This window comes from Terriglobus albidus, from assembly GCF_008000815.1.
GTDB lineage: Bacteria > Acidobacteriota > Terriglobia > Terriglobales > Acidobacteriaceae > Terriglobus > Terriglobus albidus_A.
In genome coordinates, this window is record NZ_CP042806.1 from 4,537,423 (window position 1) to 4,554,005 (window position 16,583).

The window sequence follows — 16,583 nt, forward strand, 5'->3', positions numbered from 1 at the left end:
TTTTTACTGCTCGTTTTTGCTGATCAAGCGCAGTCTTACTCTCGCACCAGCCGCAACTTGATGCCGGCGCGGAAGGTAAACGGAAGCCCCGGATAACCAATCGGTCCCGTACGCTGCTGGCTGGTCAGATTGTCCAGTTGCGTGAAGATCGACATGCTTGGCTTCCACTGATACGCGAGATTCGCGTCCAGCCGCTGATAGGCGTAGTCGAGATTCTTATTCGGCAACAACAGAGTATTTCCGCTGTTGATGTCGGAGAACGAAAGAAAGGTTGAATCATCGCTGCGGCCAACCAGAGCACCTTTCAGCGCCGCGGACCACTTGCTCGCTGTCCACTGCACAGCGAAAAAGCCCGAGTGTGTGGGGCGCCGGAAGGGACGCTGCCCCACCAGCGGAGAGGTGCTTCCAATCGCGATTCCCGGGAAGTTCGGATTCGTGGTCGCCAGTCCGCCGGAGACCGCATCCCCCGAAAGCGAACGCTGCACGTTGGCGTCGAGATACGTATACCCTCCGCGTGCAAACCAGTGCTTCGTCAGCCGCCATTCGCTCTCGGCTTCGAGTCCCTGTGCACGGTAGGCCAGCGAGTTCAGGTCAGCACCGAAGATGGAATACGCAATACCCGATGGGATACCGAAGATATTGATCAGCGTCCCCGCGTCTACATACTCGATCTGCCGATCGAACTGCGTATGGAAGTATCCGAGCTTCACGATGCCGCGCTGGCTCAACAGGCGCTGCTCCAGACCTCCCTCATAACTCCGCGAACGCAACGCATTCATCGGAGTGACGTGATAGGTGTTGATCGCCGCCGCATTCCCGGAGCTGAGCAACAACGAATAGAGCGAAGAGAACTGCTCGGTCAGCGTTGGTTCCTGCACACCTTTGGAGAAGTTGAAACGCAGCTTAGTGCCGTGCGCGAATCCGTTTCCAGGAGCGATTGGGTACCACGCGATGCCCAGCTTCGGCACGCCTTCCAGGCCGAAGAGCGCGTTCTTCTCAATCTCTCCACCGAGGGAGTAGAAGACACGGCTGGCAAAGTCACCCTGCATCTGCAGGGTATAGCCATAGTTGCCACGATCCCCCTTATTGAACGTGCCATAGGCTGAATTCTTGTAGATGCCGCGCTCGTCCTCATAGCGGAAAGCGCCCAGGACCGCCAGATGCTGCGAGAAGCGATAGTCGGTCTGATAGTAGAGCTGGTCGCGGTTACTCACCTGGTCAGAACGCGTGGGATAGGCAAGGCCGAAATCCATCGCCGCCTGGCCGCTTACCGAAAATCCATTCGCTCCGGTGATCGTCACCGGACGACCGTAGTAGGTCGTAAAGCCGAAGCTCGTAATCGGAGTGCCGACCGGAGAGAACTGGAACAACTGTTCCCGCTTGCGCGTGACACCATAGCGCACCAGGTTGTGCCATGCGCTGGTTGCCTGAAAATCCAGAGCTGCACCGGAGATCAGAATCTGGTCAGCCTGCTTGGCGTTATCGGAGATGCCGTAGAAATCATGCGCATTCGGCACACCCACCGCGGCATCGGTATTGCGCAGGGTAAAGCGCAAAGAGGTCTTCGCATTGAGCGCAAAGCCGAGGTTCGCCGCAGAGGTCGCATTGTGATAGCGGTTCCCGGGAAGAGCATTCGAAGAATCTACGCGCGAAAAACCGAGCAGGTAATCGAGCTTACGTGCGGAGCCGCTCAGATCTCCCTCATTCCGCCAGGTATGAAAGTTTCCGGCGTCTCCGGTGTATCGCAGGACAGGATGAATCGTCGTTCCCTGCTGCGTAACCAGACGCACGGCGCTCGCCGTCGCACCGGACCCAACCGTTACGCTGTCCGGACCACGATGGACTTCGATAGTATCCAGTGCAAAACTCGCCAGGTTGCCGTAATCGAAACGGCCTCCCATATCTTCAGCCGGGATACCGTCGATGGTGACACGGTTGCCATCCGACTGGCCGCCTCGCACGAACTGTGAGGTCTGGCCGCCCATCTGTCCGCTCTGAACGATCTGCACTCCGGGCATCAGACGAAGCTCTTCACTGACGCCATAGCGAGGCCACAGAGCATCCGGCTGAATCAGGCTCACCGAAGAACTGGTCTGGGAAAGCGTTGTCGGCAGACCAGTGGCGGTCACCGTGATCTCATCCTTGCGCTCATCGAGACGCAGCGTGACATCCTGCTGTACGAGGTCCAGCCGTCCGCCGTAAAAGCTGCGTGATGGTGTCGTCGCAAAACCCTGGCTGGAGGTCAGCAGCAGAAAGCGCCCGCCCTCAGAGCTGCGCAGCTCATATTCGCCTTCAGGTCCGCTCACACCGGTGGCGACGACACTATTGCCAAGCAGAAGCTGCAGCCGTGCACCACTCACGCCGGCGCCCAATTGATTGGTTACGCGCCCGCGAACAACGACGGCATGTGCCGCGGAAGCAGATAACAGTATGGCTAGAATGGCCGCTCGCAGACGGCCTGCAGGAATACTCATAAGACTCCTCCGTTCCCCCTCGGAACGTTGGCTGGTCACAGTGAAACCGGTCTCCTGACTTTACGCATTCCAGCAGAAAGATTGGGCGTTCCCTTCCCGTCCCTGAAGAACAGTGAGAAATGGCCGGCTGCTGATCGCCCCTCCTGAAGTGATGCTCCAAGGAGTGACGTGCGCTTACAGTTGCGGGGCAGTGGCGGAATCTCACCGCGCTTCCCGAACATTTCACCGCGTCGATTCTCTTAAAACGCAGGGTCAGGGCATGTCTCGCAATTCCCTGATGTCAGGAATTTGTGGAAACATGTGTACCCCACGAAGATCACTCGGCACAGTTGCTCGCGTGTATTGCAGATTCTACACGGCAGGCTGCCGCTCAATTGTCAGTAAATGTTTGACGCGCGCCACATCGTCCCGCGAAGTAATCCGCACCAGCTCACGTTCTTCGTCTCCCATGGCCAGCCTGCTGCCGGCTATGGCCTCGCCGCGGAAGGATCCATGCAGCCAGTCGACACCGGTCGCATCCCAAAGCTGCCTGGCGTTGCGTACTGTCACGCCGGCGCCACCCATAATCCGAATACGCCCTGTGGCTTGCCGCACCAGCGAAGAGACCATCTGCTGGCCATGCTCCAGGGAGTCGTCTCCGCCCGAGGTCAACACCTCGTCCACACCACACTGGATCAGATCTTCAAGAGCTTCTTCCAGATCTGCCGCAACATCGAAGGCTCGGTGAAAGACCACCTTCATCGGCCGGGCCCGCTCCACCAGCTCTAGCGTGCGCTTTACGTCGATTGTATGGTTCTTCATCAGGACGCCGAAGACGACACCATGAGCACCGACCTCTTTGCAGCCTTCAATGTCCATCCGCATCACTGTCAGCTCTTCCTCGGTATAGAGGAAGTCGCCGGCGCGCGGACGGATCATCACATGCACCGGCACTTCACTTACCTGCAGCGCGGCGCCGATAAAGCCGATACTGGGAGTGAGTCCGCCGTCGGCGAGAGCCGAACACAGCTCAATCCGATCGGCGCCTCCTTCAAGAGCGGCGTTCAGCGACGTTGTGGAGTCCACGGCAACTTCAAGCCGTACAGGACGAGACTGCATCAGCGGACCATCTCCCATATGTACTTCTGAGCGACCAGAAGAGCACAGCCGTACTTATACCTGCAAGCACAAACCATGCCTGCAGGAACCTACTCAACTACCACTGACTTCACGAGGTTGCGCGGCTTATCCACGTCAATTCCGCGTCCAATGGCCATGAAATAGGCGAAGAGTTGTAGCGGCACAACCTCAAGGATCGGCAGAAGATGCTCGGGCGCTGCCGGCACCTCCACAATGGCGTCAGCCAACGCCGCCGCCTGGACGTCTCCCTCATTGGCGATCGCCAGAATCGGAGCTCCCTGCGCACGCATATCCTGCATCAACTGCATCACCTTCTCGTAACGCAGCACGCTCTCGGCGTCGTTGTGGTCGACGGTCGCCAGCATCACCAGCGGAGTCTTGCTGCCTACCAGGGCATTGGGTCCGTGCTTCAGCTCTCCGCTGGGATAGCCCTCGGCATGGATGTAGCTGCTCTCTTTCAGCTTCAGAGCGCCTTCACGGGCAATCGCATAGTGAACACCGCGGCCAAGGAAGAGAAACGTCTCCGCTGCCTGCAGACGGCCCGCCGCTACGGCAACCACCTGTTGCCAGCGCGGAAGCCATGCACGCATCTGAATAATGATCTGCGGCACAACCTTCTCCAGCCCGATAGCCGGCAAACCCCGCTGCGCAGCCGCCTGCTCCGCCAATACTGCCAGCAGCAGAAGCTGCGTGGTAAAGCTCTTAGTCGCCGGAATCGCCTTCTCTACGCCCGCCTGCGTGGTCAGCGCGACATCGGCCTCGCGCGCCATGGACGAGGTGGCGACATTGGTAATCGCAAGCGTCTTCTGCCCCATCTCCTTGGCCTTGCGCAAAGCCGCCAGCGTATCAGCAGTCTCTCCCGACTGCGAGACGACGATCACGGCTGCCTGCTTGAGACGTGCCTCGCTGCGATAGACATATTCGCTGGCATACTCCACATCCACGTGGATACCGGCACGGTCTTCCAGAATCAGCTCGGCCACCAGACCGGCATGACGGCTGGAACCGCTTGCGGCAATCACGATCTCCTGCACGCCCTCAAGCCACTGCTGCACGGGAGCAAGCACGCTCGCTCCATAGGCCGCCAGCGTACGATCCAGCGCATCAGGCTGCTCGAAGATTTCCTTCAGCATCCAGTGCGGAAAGCCATTCAGTCCCTCTTGCATTGCATCACCTCAAAAGTGATTATATCGCCACAATATGCTCAATCATGTGCGAAATTAAGGTTTATTCGCGCCCAAACGATCAAATACTCTGGCTATTTGGAGGAGATCTGGGTATAAGCTGTTCGAGACCATTATGTCTACGAAGACCGAAGAGCGCGCCGAGCGAATCATGAAATTATTGCTGCGCAACGGGGATATCTCCGTTGAGGAGCTTGTTGCGACCGTCGGCACCTCCGCCCCATCGATCCGCCGCGACCTCACTCGCCTGGAAAAACGCGGCCTGATCCGCCGTACCCATGGCGGCGCGACTTTGGTGGAACCGCTCCTGTATGAGCCCTTTCGGTATGACATCAGCTTTCAATCGCGCGAGGGACGCTTCGCCGAAGAAAAACGGCGCATTGGCCTGGCGGCGGCCGACCTGATCCAGGAGAACGAGACCATTGGTTTGAACGCCGGCACAACCACGACGCAGATCGGCCGGGCACTCCGTCATCGCCGCAATATCTCGGTCGTCACCAATGCCATCAACATCGGGATGGAGCTGTGCAATCAGCCCGGAATCAAGACATCGCTGACCGGCGGCCTGCTGGCATGGGCATGGGCCTTCTCTCTCTCTGGCCAGGCGACGCTTGATTTTCTCAACACGGTTTATATGGACAAGGTGTTTCTGGGAGTGACCGGCGTAGACCTCGAACGCGGCGCCACTACCCGTGAACAGGAAGAGGCTCTTGTCTTCCGCGCCATGGCTCGGCAGGCCAAGCAGGTGATTGTCGTCGCTGACTCGTCGAAGTTCGGCAATGTTTCGCCAGCCTTCGTCTCTCCGCTCGAGGATATCGACATTCTGATCACCGATACCGGACTATCCGAATCGGTGGCTGCGGCATACGCTGCGAAAGATATCCGCGTACTACGCGTTTGATGGCTTAAAGCTGCACAAGCAACTGCCTGTCCGTCTGTTGCAATAAGGTCGTCAGCACATTGGCAACCGTCGCAGGCGTGACTACATTCATGCAATAGAGTTCCGGCTGCGAACATCCCCTTTGACCACACGGCTGACAGTCAAACTTCCGTTCATAGATGGGGGTAATGACATCATCTTCGGGACCAATCACACTTACCGGATCTGTTTTGCCGAAGATAGCGGCCGTCGGCACCTGTAGCACCTTTGCAACATGTACGATCCCGCTGTCCATACACAGCATGACGCGAGCCCTAGCGATCGTCATGAGCGCATTTTTCAGGCTCCCGCTCAGAAATTCGACCTGCCAGTCCTCCGGCATCTTGTCACGAAACTCCACGATCTCATGAGGAAGCCCCAGCATGCCGATGCGCCTGTCGCGAGGCAACAGTTTCACCATCTCCACATAGTGGTCCACTGACCACATACGGCTCCAGGTACTTGCTCCCGGATGGATTAGAAGATCGTAAAGGTAAGGCTCGTTACGGAGCCCCATGATCTCAGGTAGGAATTGCGGCAGTTCTCGCGTCTCTCCCATGCCGGCCGGACGCCACATCCGAAAGGCGCCCCATTCCCGCTCCCCCAACGGCAGTTTGCGATCGACGGGTACGGCCACATCGAAAAGCCAGTGATGCGGCTCGCTATCCGCCCCCCCGATGGAAGTTCCCCGCCAGAACAGATCTCGTACAAGCCGTAGCCCGATTGGAATCTTGCGGCTCGCGGCCGCGATCGGCGCGTGTGGAGAGATCCATACTCCCTTCGGCCGCAATCTGGACATTTCTTTCAGGAAGGAAAAGAGTCTGCCGCCCGCTGGCACGTCGTGTAACGAGAGCAAATCATTGTTCGGTCCAAGATCGAGAAGGGAAATAAAATCCTTCAGCGCGGCCCTTGGGAAGATAAGCAGATGAACGCGATACCCAAGGTCGAGTTGCTTTCGAATGACCGCCACAGCCGAAAGCAGGTCGCCCATGGCCTTAAAGACACCATAAACAACGGCTTCTCTGTGATCCGCCATGGGGGTACGCATAAGTGTCAAATTACAACGTCACCAGCCGTTCATCGTCCATGGTGCGCTTCAGCTGCCCGCAGGCCGCGTAGATATCCCGCCCTCGAGGGCGACGGATATAAGCCGGCAGTCCCCCATCGCGTAAGGTCTCCTGAAAGGCAGCAACACGCTCATCGTCGGGCTGCTCGAAGGGCATATAGGGACCCGGATTCCAGACGATCAGATTCACCTTGGCGCGCAGTCCGCGGAGCAACTGCACGACTTCACGCGCATTCTCCACGCTGTCGTTCACGCCGCCCAGGAGAACATATTCAAAGGTCAGCCGCTCCCGCGGCCGCAGCGGAATCTGCCGGATGACATTCAGCAGCACGCCGATCGGCCACTTCTTATTGATCGGCATCACGGCGGTGCGCACCTTGTCATTGGAGCCATTCAGGCTGATTGCCAGCTTCGGCCGGACTGGTTCCTGCATATAGCGGTCAATGCCATGCAAAATACCGGAGGTCGACACCGTCATGCGCGACTCGGGAATTCCCATCGGACCGACCATAAGCCGGACCGAATCCATAAAGTTGTCGAAGTTATGGAACGGCTCCCCCTGTCCCATGAAGACGAGATTGATGCGGTCTTTGCCGACCTGCATTCCCTGACGGTTCAGCACTACAGCCACCTGCCCGGCGATCTCACCGGCGGTCAGGTTACGGCGCAATCCCAGCTTTCCGGTCAGACAGAACTGGCAATTGACCGCGCAACCCACCTGGCTTGAGATACAGATGGTGCCACGCTTGTACTCATCCACCGGGGGAGCGGTAGCTTCTTCCTCATCTGCGGCCGGCGTTCCATCTCCCTGCTCGCCACCATCGCCTCCAGGCATCCAGACGGTCTCCACCGTCTCGCCGTCGCCCAGTTTGACCAGGTAGCGCTCCGTGCCATCGACAGACTTCGCCACCAGGGCGACCTGTGGCAGGCCGACGCTCCAACCGTCCGCCTTCAACTTCTCGCGTACCGCCACCGGGAGCGTGGAGATATCGTCAATCGACTCCACACGTTGCCGGTAGAGAGCATCATGAAGTTGCTTGGCGCGGAAGAGGGGTTGACGCAGACCATCGACCAGCGCCGTCAACTGCTTCAGCGTCATGCCGAAGAGCGCGCGCTGCAGCGGCGCTTTTCCCGGAGCGGTAAGCTGTTCATTCTGCGTGGTCTGTGTGCTACCGGCCATCTGGTGCGTTTCCCCTGCTCTCACTCTAACGCCTTCCGGCCCGTCTTATGAAACAATAGCCGTTTCCGCCCGCTTTCGAAGGCGTTTGCCATGAAGGAGCAACATTTGTCCCTGGACATCACCCTGGCCGAAAACTCAACGACCGCGACCTCCGGCCATCCGGCCCGCAACATCCGTAAAACCCGCCTTCCCAATGGCCTCCTGGTCCTGACCGAACGCATGCCGCATCTCCGCTCCGTCTCCATGGGTGTCTGGGTGGGTACAGGTTCGCGCGATGAGGCGCCGGAGCTGAACGGGATCTCTCACTTTGTCGAGCACATGGTCTTCAAAGGCACCACATCGCGCAGCGCGCAGCAGATCGCCCGCGAGGTCGATGCCATCGGCGGCAACCTGGACGCCTTCACCGGGAAAGAGACCGTCTGCTTCAACATCAAGGTGCTGGACAGCAATATCGCTGCTGCCATGGACGTGCTCGCCGACCTCGTCCTGCATCCGACCTTCACACCGGACGATATCGTCCGTGAACAGTCCGTCATCCTGGAGGAGATCAAGATGGATGAGGACAACCCGGACTACCTGGTCCATGAGCTCTTCACCCAGAACTTCTGGAAGGACGATGCCTTGGGACGCCCCATCCTCGGAACCAAGAAGACGGTCTCCTCATTCCGCCAGCAGACTGTCTTCGACTTCTACGCAGGGCACTTTACCGCGGCCAATATGGTCTTCTCAGCTGCCGGTAACCTGGATCACCATACCTTTGTAGCCTTGGTCGAGCAGCACTTCTCAGGACTCTCGGCAACCTCCAGCGCCCTGCCTGGACGCGCTTGCCCGCGGGCGCAGCACCACCTGACCCTGCGCAATAAGAAATCGCTCGAACAGGTACAGATCTGCCTCGGAACGGCCGCGCCCGCCGTCGCCTCGCAACTGCGTTATCCCGTCTATCTGCTCAACACGATTCTCGGCGGAGGTATGAGCTCCCGCCTCTTCCAGACCATCCGGGAAGACCGAGGCCTGGCCTACAGTATTTATTCCGAGATGAACCCCTTCCGCGATACCGGCTCTCTTTGCGTCTATGCCGGCACGGCTCCCGAGAAGGCGAAGGAGGCCATTCTGCTCACCGTCTCCGAACTAAGCCGTCTGAAGCAGGAGCTGGTCACCGAGGACGAACTGGAACGCGCTAAAAATCAGTTGAAGGGCAACATCGTGCTCGGCCTGGAGTCGTCTTCCAGCCGCATGGCCAACCTGGCGCGCCAGCAGATGTACTTCGACCGCTTCTTTACCGTGGACGAGATTATCGATCAAGTGGAGGCTGTTACCCGCGAGGACTTGCAGGTGCTGGCTCAGGAACTCTTTCATCCAGACTCCCTCGCCCTGACATTGCTTGGCAACCTCGACGGCATCGACATCCAACGCAGCGATCTCGCCTGCTAAACTCCATTCGCAGAGGAATCATGAACACCAAGTCTCTTTCCCAACGTTATGAGCGCTCCAAGGAACGTGGTTTCTCCCTGGTTGAGCTCCTGATCGTGATGTCCGTCATCCTGATCCTGATGACCTTGGCCATTCCGCAGCTCACCAAGATCCGCCGTAAGGCCAATGAAACCTCAGCCATTCAGTCGGTGCGCGCCATTGCGCAGGCACAGCAGATGTACTCCTCAAACTATCCGGCTAATGGATTTGCCTGCTCCCTTACCGCCCTTGGCGGCGAGGACTCTTCTGGTGCGGCGAGCCCAACCTCAGCGCATCTGCTGCCGCCCGATCTGGCCAGCGGCGTGAAGGCGGGCTATACCTTCGCCATCACCAACTGCACCAAGGTCACCGTCAACAACACAGATCAGTACACCTCGTACGAGATCACCGCTGTTCCGCAGCAGGTTGGCAAGACCGGCGACCGCGGCTTCTGCTCCGACGAGTCGCAGCAGGTGAAGTACGACGCTGCCGGCGGCACCGCCTGCACCGCTCCTGTCCAGTAACGACAGTTTTATAGAACAAAAAAAGCCCGCCATCCGGCGGGCTTTTCTGCGTTGATGGCTTAGAGCATTTTTCCTGCTGCTGGGTATCCCGGGAGGAGCGTGCAGCGGCGTTTTCATTGAGGAAAACGTCTATAGATGCACAATCCCTGCACTACACCTACAGGAAAAATACTCTAGCGAGATTTCAGCACCTCATCCATCCGGGCATAGCTGGTCTCCATGCCGTCGGTCATCCCTCCCTGTAGGCTGCCGTCACGAATCTCCCGAGTCGGATACACGATCTCGGCGCGCATCAGGGTCTCGTCACCCTGAGCTTCAAGAATGTAGGTGAGCTTCTCTTCCGGCCCGATAAAGCCAAGGTCGAAGCGCTGGTTTGCTGAGAATCCCTTAGGCGCATCGATCGCCATGAAGACGCCGCTTAGCTGCAGTTCCTTGCCATCGCTGCTCTTCCAGTAGAAGCGGATTCTGCCGCCGACTCGCAGGTCGACCTCGCAGGCCGGCATGGTCCAGCCTTCAGGACCAAGCAGCCACCGTTGAAGCAGTTCCGGCTTCGTGAGCGTGTCAAAGACCATGGCGCGTGACGCGGCGAAGGTACGGGTTACGACGATCCCCGTCTCTCCCAGAACGTCGACTGTGGACTTCCCTTTGGTGATTGCCTTGGTGATTGTCATCTACTTGCCCTCCATCTCGTTGAGGAGCGCCTCAAGACGCTCGTAACCCATCTCCATGCCGCTGGCCATCGGGCTCTGCATCACCCGCTCCAGAATCTCCTCAGACTCATAGGTGATCGTCAGCTTCATTACGGTCTGTGCGCCCTGCTCCAGGAACCCGGTCTCGATAATCCCCTGTTTCCCATCCCAGGCATCGTCGAACGCCTGGGTGACTCGCATGCGACGCGGAAGATCCAACTCAAGGTATTCACCGCCGAGCCCCATCCGCATGTTGCTCTCCGCGTGAGACCACTCCCAGCGGTACCGTCCACCGACACGAAGATCCATCTCGCAGATCGGCATCTCCCACCCCGGAGGCCCAAGAAGCCAGCGGCGGACGTACTCAGGTTGCGTATTCGCTTTGACCACCAAATCCCGTGGAGCGTTGAAGGAGCGTGTGATGACCAGTTGTTTCGCTCCGAGCCGTTCCTGTGTGAGCTTTCCGAATTGCATTCCTATTTCTCCTTCCTTCTCTTTGCTTCTTCCGCTTTCATCTCTTCCAGAAGGCCATCCAGACGCTGGAAGCTTGGCTCCCAGAAACGCCGGAAACCTTCCAGCCATGCATTTGCCTCCGCCATGGGGCCTCCTTCAATGCGGCTCAGACGCCGTTGCGCATCACGGCCACGCGAGATGAGCCCGGCCTGCTCCAGCACCTTCAGGTGCCGCGAGATGGCGGGCTGACTCATGGCGAAGGGCTCGCAGAGCTCGTTGACCGATGCCTCGCCCTGCGCAAGCCGGGCGAGGATCGCGCGGCGTGTGGGGTCGGCAAGCGCCTGAAACGTGATGTCGAGACGATCGATCGATTCCATTGCCTCTTCCATAGCAATTTATTTATATAACGTAATTGTTATATGTCAAGCGAAAATTTCGCGCATCATAGAAATCATGGTTCGTCGCTTCGCAGGTCTTGTTCTTCTCTTTGCCGTTCCGGCCTTCTCTCAGACGCTGCATGACGTGGCGAAACGCGTCAATGACCACTACAACCGACTCGGCTCGCTGGAGGCGAAGTATACCGAGCGATATACCGGTATGGGGATGAACCGGACCGAAAGCGGCACCCTGCTTCTGAGGAAACCGGGCAAGATGCGCTGGAGCTACGCCGCTCCTGAGGGTAAGCTCTTCGTCCTGGATGGAAAGAATGCCTACTTCTACACCCCCGGTGACGCCCAGGCGCAGAAGATCCCGGCCAAGCAACTGGACGATATGCGCAGCCCGCTGCGGTTTCTGCTGGGCCACACGAATCTCGAAAAAGAGCTCGACCACCTCAGCATGACCACCTCCGGCGATCGTGCCATCTTCACAGGAGTGCCGAAGGGCATGGAGGACCGTGTAAAGGCGTTCACCGTCACGGTTATCGCCGAGACTGGCGCCATCGTCGGTCTGAAGATCGAGGAGCTGGATGGCTCCATCACCGAGTTCAGCTTCAGTTCGCTGAAAGAGAACGTCCCGACTAGGGATGCCGACTTCATCTTCACACCCCCTGCTGGGGTTGAGGTCGTCTCCGGACTTCCTCCCGTCTAAAACGAAACAAGTCAGGGCAAATGCCGCCTCTTGAACTACGACCTAATTTGTCCTATAAAAATAGGACTGAATATGTCCTAAATAGAAGGCGGTTTCTCGTATGCGTCGTGCTCTGCCCCTCTCTCTTTTTGCCCTTCCTCTCACTGTCCTGGCCCAGGGTCCTGGAGGACCGGGTGGCCCCGGCGGGCCTCCGCCGCGCATTGTGCTACAGGCATTGGATACCGATCACGACGGCCAGCTCTCTACTGCAGAGATCGCAGCAGCTTCTGCCGGCCTGCTCTCGCTCGATGTAAATCACGACGGCCAGTTGACCTCGCTGGAGTATCTGCCGAACCAGGCTGATCCCAAAGCAAACAACGCCGACGAGATGGCTCAGCGCTTGATGGTTTTCGATAAGAATGGCGACGGTGTTCTGACCAAGGACGAGGTTCCGGAGCGTATAGCAGGCATCTTCGCGCGCGCAGACAAAAACGGCGATGGAAAAATCACCGCCGATGAGCTGAAATCTACCGCCGCAAAGACAGCCGGACCCAATGGGCGCGTGGAGCGCGGAGCCAATATCACCCGCATGGACCCGATCCTGTCGGCGCTCGATGCCGACCATGACGGCGTCATCTCCGCAGCCGAGATCGCCGCCGCGCCAACCGTGCTAAAAGCTCTCGACAAAGATGGCGACGGAACCCTTTCCGCAGCCGAGATTCGTATGCGCCAGCAGACACCCGCCGATCGCGCCGCGCACTTCTTCGAAGAGTGGGATACGAACAAGGACGGCAAGGTCACCATCGAAGAGGCCCCGGAGCGCATGGGACCACAGTTCAGCCAGATCGACACCAACCATGACGGCGGTATCGATCTGCAGGAAGCAACCACCTACTTCGCCAATATGCCGCAGCAACAGCGCGGACCCCGGCCCGAAGGCGCACCCGAGGGACAGCGACCTGATACCCCTCGGAACTAACTTGGGCGCCAACCGCGTACGGAAGTCAAACTGGTTCGTATAACGAAGAAAGAGGTCTGCATGTCCTTTTACAAGAACACGGCGCTATTGCTCTGCCTTACCGCTTCTGCCCTGGCACAGAAGCCGGCTACCCACGTCTTTCACTACGACAACATCCTTGGCACATCGATGGAGCTGAAGCTGCATACGGCCTCCGCCGGTGATACTAACCGCGCAGAAAAAGCTGTCCTGAGCGAGATCGAGCGCGAGAACAAAATTCTCTCCGCCTGGCAGTCGAACTCCGAATTCTCACGCTGGATGAAGACCCACAACACTCCGGTAAAGGTCTCTCCAGAGCTGCTGGAAGTGCTTGCTCTCTTCGATGAGTATCGTCAGCAGACCGGCGGAGCTCTTGACCCCAGCGCAGAGACCGCGACACGCCTCTGGAAGCTGGCCGCCGTGGAGAATCGAGTCCCGACGCCGGCGGAACTCAGCAGAGCAGTCGAGAAGATGCAGCAGCAGCACTGGATCCTGGACAAGGCCCACGGTACTGCAACCCACCTGGATGATGCTCCCGTTGCGCTGAACTCGTTCGCGAAGAGCTACATCGCCGGCCATGCGGCCGAAAAGGCCCTGACCGCGGGGGCCAATGGCGTTCTGCTCAACATCGGCGGTGATATCGTCGTTCGCGGAGACCTGACAGAACGTGTCGCCATCACCGATCCCAAGGCCGCTGCAGACAACGACGAACCCATCGACATGGTCCGTGTAGCCAACCGCACCATTGCCACTTCCGGTGACTACCGCCGTGGATTCGACATTGGCGGACAGCACTACTCGCACCTGATTGATCCGCGCACTGGCGAGACGGCAGAGAACGTCATCTCGTCGACCGTCATCGCGAAGGACCCGGCAATGGCGGGCGCACTGGCGACCGCATTCAGCGTGATGCAGCCCGAAGAGTCGAAGAAACTCGCCGCGAAGCTCTCTGGCGTCGATTACATGCTGGTGCTGCGCGACGGCTCAACGATCACATCTGCCGGTTGGCAGAACCGCGAGGTTCCTCGCCTGGTCACCACCGGGTTTGCACCTGCCACAAAGACCGCCGGTCTGGATGTGATGATCAACTTCGAGATCGCGCGCATCGACAGCCCACGATACCGTCGTCCCTACGTCGCGGTATGGGTGGAAGACCAGGATCACTTCCCTGTCCGCACTCTGGCTCTCTGGTTCGCCAAGCCGCGCTGGCTGCATGAGCTGAAGCAGTGGTACCGCGACGACCAGATGCGCAATATGGCCGAAGGTACGGACCTGACCGCCACACTGAGCTCCGCCACCCGCGTCCCCGGAGCCTATACGCTGCGCTGGGATGGAAAAGACAACAGTGGCAAGCAGGTGAAGCCGGGCAAGCACACCATCCTGATCGAAGCAGCTCGCGAGCACGGTGGCTACGATCTGCTGCGGCAGGAGATCAACCTCGACGGGAAGACCCCGGCCAAGTTCTCGCTCAAGGGCAAGGCCGAAGTTGGCACGGCAACGGTCGACTACGGAAAGCATTGAGCTGAAGACGGGGAAGGCTGATCTGGAGCGTTTTCCCTGTTTGCTCGGTATCCCGGAAGGGGCGTGCAGCGGGATTTTCATTACGGAAAACGCCCTATGATGAGGCTCTGGACTAGACCCACAGGGAAAATGCTCTATGGCAACAATGGTCACACCACCCAAGCGGCCAATCACGATGGCAGTGCGTCTACGAAGGCGCACTGCCATCATCTCGCGCTGGTTGCATATCTATCTTTCGATGGTCTCGTTCGCCATCGTTCTCTTCTTCTCGATCACCGGCATCACACTCAACCATGCTGAGGCGCTGGGAGGAAAAGAGAAGACCACGGTCACTCAGGGTGAGCTTCCGCACGAATGGCTGCGTCCCGCGAATGAGGCCGAGCCCGACAAACTAAGGATTGCCGAAGAACTCCGCTCACGCCATAAGTTGCATGGAGCCGTCTCCGACTTTCGCGTTGATGACAACCAGCTCGAGGTCTCCTTCAAGGGACCTGGGTACGCGGCGGATATCTTCATCGATCGCGACACCAACAAGTACGACCTGACGGAGACCCGTAACGGGTTCATCGCCGTCATCAACGATCTGCACAAGGGACGTGACACAGGCGCAGCCTGGTCGATGTTCATCGACATCTGCGCCGCGCTGCTGACGCTGGTTTCATTGACCGGTCTGGTGCTTCTGCTCTTCGTGTATAAGCGCAGAGTCTCCGGCATGATTGTCGCCGCCGCCGGAGCTTTGATTGCCTATCTGGTCTACCTGCGCTTCGTCCCCTGACGGTTCAGGCGTCGCAGCCTGGGCCGTATAAACACTGGTCACGATAAAGCCCTCCGTCAGCGGTTGTTCGCCGCGAAGGAGGGCGCGTACCCAGGCAAGAAAGCTTCGCCGCCGAGAGGCAAGTTCAGTCGCCCAGCGCACCTCTTCCTCACTTGCTTCGCTGACCAGCACCGATCCCAGAACAACATCCTCATGCTGATCGCCGCCGAGGCGTTTCACCACTCCCGTCGCCCACGCAGCCGCCTCCTGATCACGCGGCTCATAGTAGCCGCGATGGATTCCCTCAGCAATACAGCGAGCGAAGGTCTGCTCCGCTGCATCGAAGCCATTGTTGAGCGTCTGCGGGTCGATGAGCTTGCCCCCTTGAAAGGCACGATCCGGCACTTTCACCAGGTCTGAGGCCATGGTGTAGTCAGTGCGCATGCACTGCCCGACGGTGGGCAGATAGAAGTCCAGCCGCAAGATCCAGCGAAGCAGACGCAACGGCTCGGCTTCAAGCGCCACGCAATGAATCGTTGTACGATCCCAGTGGCCGTCCGCCATCAGAACGGCCTCTCTGTCCTCCGGAGGCATGCGATCCCACAGATCGTGCTTCCGCAGCAGGTCGATGTGGAGACGGCGGGAGAGCACCTCCATTCCCTCCGGGATGGTCTTCTCCTTGAGGAAGCCCTCGCTTCCGGCGCGATCGACCATGACGGCGAGCAACAGCATCTGCTCCGCAAAGTGCTTACGAATACCCTGTATCTCTTCGGCCGAAGGCAACGGCTTTTCCTTCGAAGGTGCAATGCTCGGCGGCGTGTCGTCCTGCTTGTTACGGCGATTCAACCACCAGATCACAGGAAGGATGAAAGGAACGATCAGAATCGCGCCCATACCTACAAGCCAGGCCGTATAAAGGACGCAGAACGCCGGTACGATGAGCAGCACCAGAAACTGCCGCAACCGTTTGCGCGCGCGGCGATCCTTACGGGCACGCTTCAGGTCGGCATAGGCCTGCACCCAACTGTGTTTGCCCAGAACGACCTGCCAATAGCTCCGTTTAAAGAGCAGGGCGAAGAGCGAGTACATCGCTCTATGGTAGCGGCTAGAGCATTTTCCCTGTAGGTGTCGTGTAGGGCTTCTGTATCTATGGGCGTTTTCCGCAATGAAAACGCCGCTGCACGAC

At 58.7% G+C, this 16,583-nt stretch carries 16 protein-coding genes and 1 riboswitch; of the genes, 7 read left to right on the forward strand and 9 right to left on the reverse strand.

Translation table 11 applies throughout. From position 1 onward, the window contains the following. Positions 1-35: 35 nt before the first annotated feature. From FTW19_RS18075 to FTW19_RS18085, 3 genes are all read right to left on the reverse strand, one after another. The gene (locus tag FTW19_RS18075) at positions 36-2,474 is read right to left on the reverse strand and encodes a TonB-dependent receptor (RefSeq protein WP_147648993.1); all 2,439 of its coding nucleotides are present in this window, start codon (positions 2,472-2,474) and stop codon (positions 36-38) included. 27 nt (positions 2,475-2,501) lie between these two features. Continuing rightward, a riboswitch (cobalamin riboswitch) is annotated at positions 2,502-2,714 on the reverse strand. A 111-nt stretch (positions 2,715-2,825) separates the two neighbouring features. Next, positions 2,826-3,572, reverse strand: a complete 747-nt coding sequence (locus FTW19_RS18080; RefSeq protein WP_187143048.1) for a copper homeostasis protein CutC — start codon at positions 3,570-3,572, stop codon at positions 2,826-2,828. Positions 3,573-3,661: 89 nt separating this feature from the next. Next, complete coding sequence (locus FTW19_RS18085; RefSeq protein ID WP_147648995.1) at positions 3,662-4,759, reverse strand: SIS domain-containing protein; 1,098 nt, start codon at positions 4,757-4,759, stop codon at positions 3,662-3,664. A gap of 133 nt (positions 4,760-4,892) precedes the next feature. Between FTW19_RS18085 and FTW19_RS18090 the strand changes: the two genes are divergently transcribed. Further along, entirely contained in the window at positions 4,893-5,678 is a 786-nt protein-coding gene (locus tag FTW19_RS18090; protein ID WP_147648996.1) for a DeoR/GlpR family DNA-binding transcription regulator, read from the forward strand. 4 nt (positions 5,679-5,682) lie between these two features. Here the strand turns inward: FTW19_RS18090 and FTW19_RS18095 are convergent, their stop codons facing one another. Next, entirely contained in the window at positions 5,683-6,732 is a 1,050-nt protein-coding gene (locus FTW19_RS18095; protein ID WP_187143049.1) for a glycosyltransferase family 9 protein, read from the reverse strand. 22 nt (positions 6,733-6,754) lie between these two features. Beyond that, positions 6,755-7,942, reverse strand: a complete 1,188-nt coding sequence (gene rlmN, locus FTW19_RS18100) for a 23S rRNA (adenine(2503)-C(2))-methyltransferase RlmN (RefSeq protein ID WP_147648998.1) — start codon at positions 7,940-7,942, stop codon at positions 6,755-6,757. Positions 7,943-8,032: 90 nt separating this feature from the next. Here rlmN and FTW19_RS18105 point away from each other — a divergent pair, with 90 nt between their 5' ends. Together FTW19_RS18105 and FTW19_RS18110 are read left to right on the forward strand one after the other, a co-directional pair. Continuing rightward, on the forward strand, positions 8,033-9,373 hold the full coding sequence (locus tag FTW19_RS18105) for a M16 family metallopeptidase (protein ID WP_147648999.1): 1,341 nt from the start codon (positions 8,033-8,035) through the stop codon (positions 9,371-9,373). A 20-nt stretch (positions 9,374-9,393) separates the two neighbouring features. Beyond that, positions 9,394-9,915, forward strand: a complete 522-nt coding sequence (locus tag FTW19_RS18110; RefSeq protein ID WP_147649000.1) for a type IV pilin protein — start codon at positions 9,394-9,396, stop codon at positions 9,913-9,915. Between the two features lie 173 nt (positions 9,916-10,088). Here the strand turns inward: FTW19_RS18110 and FTW19_RS18115 are convergent, their stop codons facing one another. From FTW19_RS18115 to FTW19_RS18125, 3 genes are read right to left on the reverse strand one after another with little or no spacing between them, the layout of a single operon-like run. Then, entirely contained in the window at positions 10,089-10,586 is a 498-nt protein-coding gene (locus tag FTW19_RS18115; RefSeq protein ID WP_147649001.1) for an SRPBCC domain-containing protein, read from the reverse strand. Next, positions 10,587-11,078 carry an SRPBCC domain-containing protein gene (locus FTW19_RS18120; protein ID WP_187143050.1) on the reverse strand — a complete coding sequence of 164 codons (492 nt, stop codon included), beginning with the start codon at positions 11,076-11,078 and terminating at the stop codon, positions 10,587-10,589. 2 nt (positions 11,079-11,080) lie between these two features. Next, entirely contained in the window at positions 11,081-11,434 is a 354-nt protein-coding gene (locus tag FTW19_RS18125) for an ArsR/SmtB family transcription factor (protein ID WP_147649003.1), read from the reverse strand. A gap of 76 nt (positions 11,435-11,510) precedes the next feature. Between FTW19_RS18125 and lolA the strand changes: the two genes are divergently transcribed. The 4 genes from lolA (at position 11,511) to FTW19_RS18145 (ending at position 15,418) form a co-directional block, all read left to right on the forward strand. Continuing rightward, positions 11,511-12,146 (forward strand): outer membrane lipoprotein chaperone LolA, encoded by a 636-nt coding sequence (lolA, locus tag FTW19_RS18130; protein WP_147649004.1) that lies wholly within the window; start codon positions 11,511-11,513, stop codon positions 12,144-12,146. 100 nt (positions 12,147-12,246) lie between these two features. Continuing rightward, positions 12,247-13,104: an EF-hand domain-containing protein gene (locus tag FTW19_RS18135; protein ID WP_147649005.1), complete on the forward strand. Its 858-nt coding sequence runs from the start codon at positions 12,247-12,249 to the stop codon at positions 13,102-13,104. Positions 13,105-13,164: 60 nt separating this feature from the next. Next, positions 13,165-14,643, forward strand: a complete 1,479-nt coding sequence (locus FTW19_RS18140; protein ID WP_147649006.1) for a DUF2271 domain-containing protein — start codon at positions 13,165-13,167, stop codon at positions 14,641-14,643. Positions 14,644-14,779: 136 nt separating this feature from the next. Further along, a complete protein-coding gene (locus FTW19_RS18145) occupies positions 14,780-15,418 on the forward strand; it encodes a PepSY-associated TM helix domain-containing protein (protein WP_246153377.1) in 639 nt (212 codons plus the stop codon). On the opposite strand, the gene FTW19_RS18150 is transcribed toward FTW19_RS18145, so the two are convergent. Then, the gene (locus tag FTW19_RS18150; protein ID WP_147649007.1) at positions 15,302-16,486 is read right to left on the reverse strand and encodes a hypothetical protein; all 1,185 of its coding nucleotides are present in this window, start codon (positions 16,484-16,486) and stop codon (positions 15,302-15,304) included. The genes FTW19_RS18145 and FTW19_RS18150 overlap by 117 nt on opposite strands. Positions 16,487-16,583 lie beyond the last annotated feature (97 nt).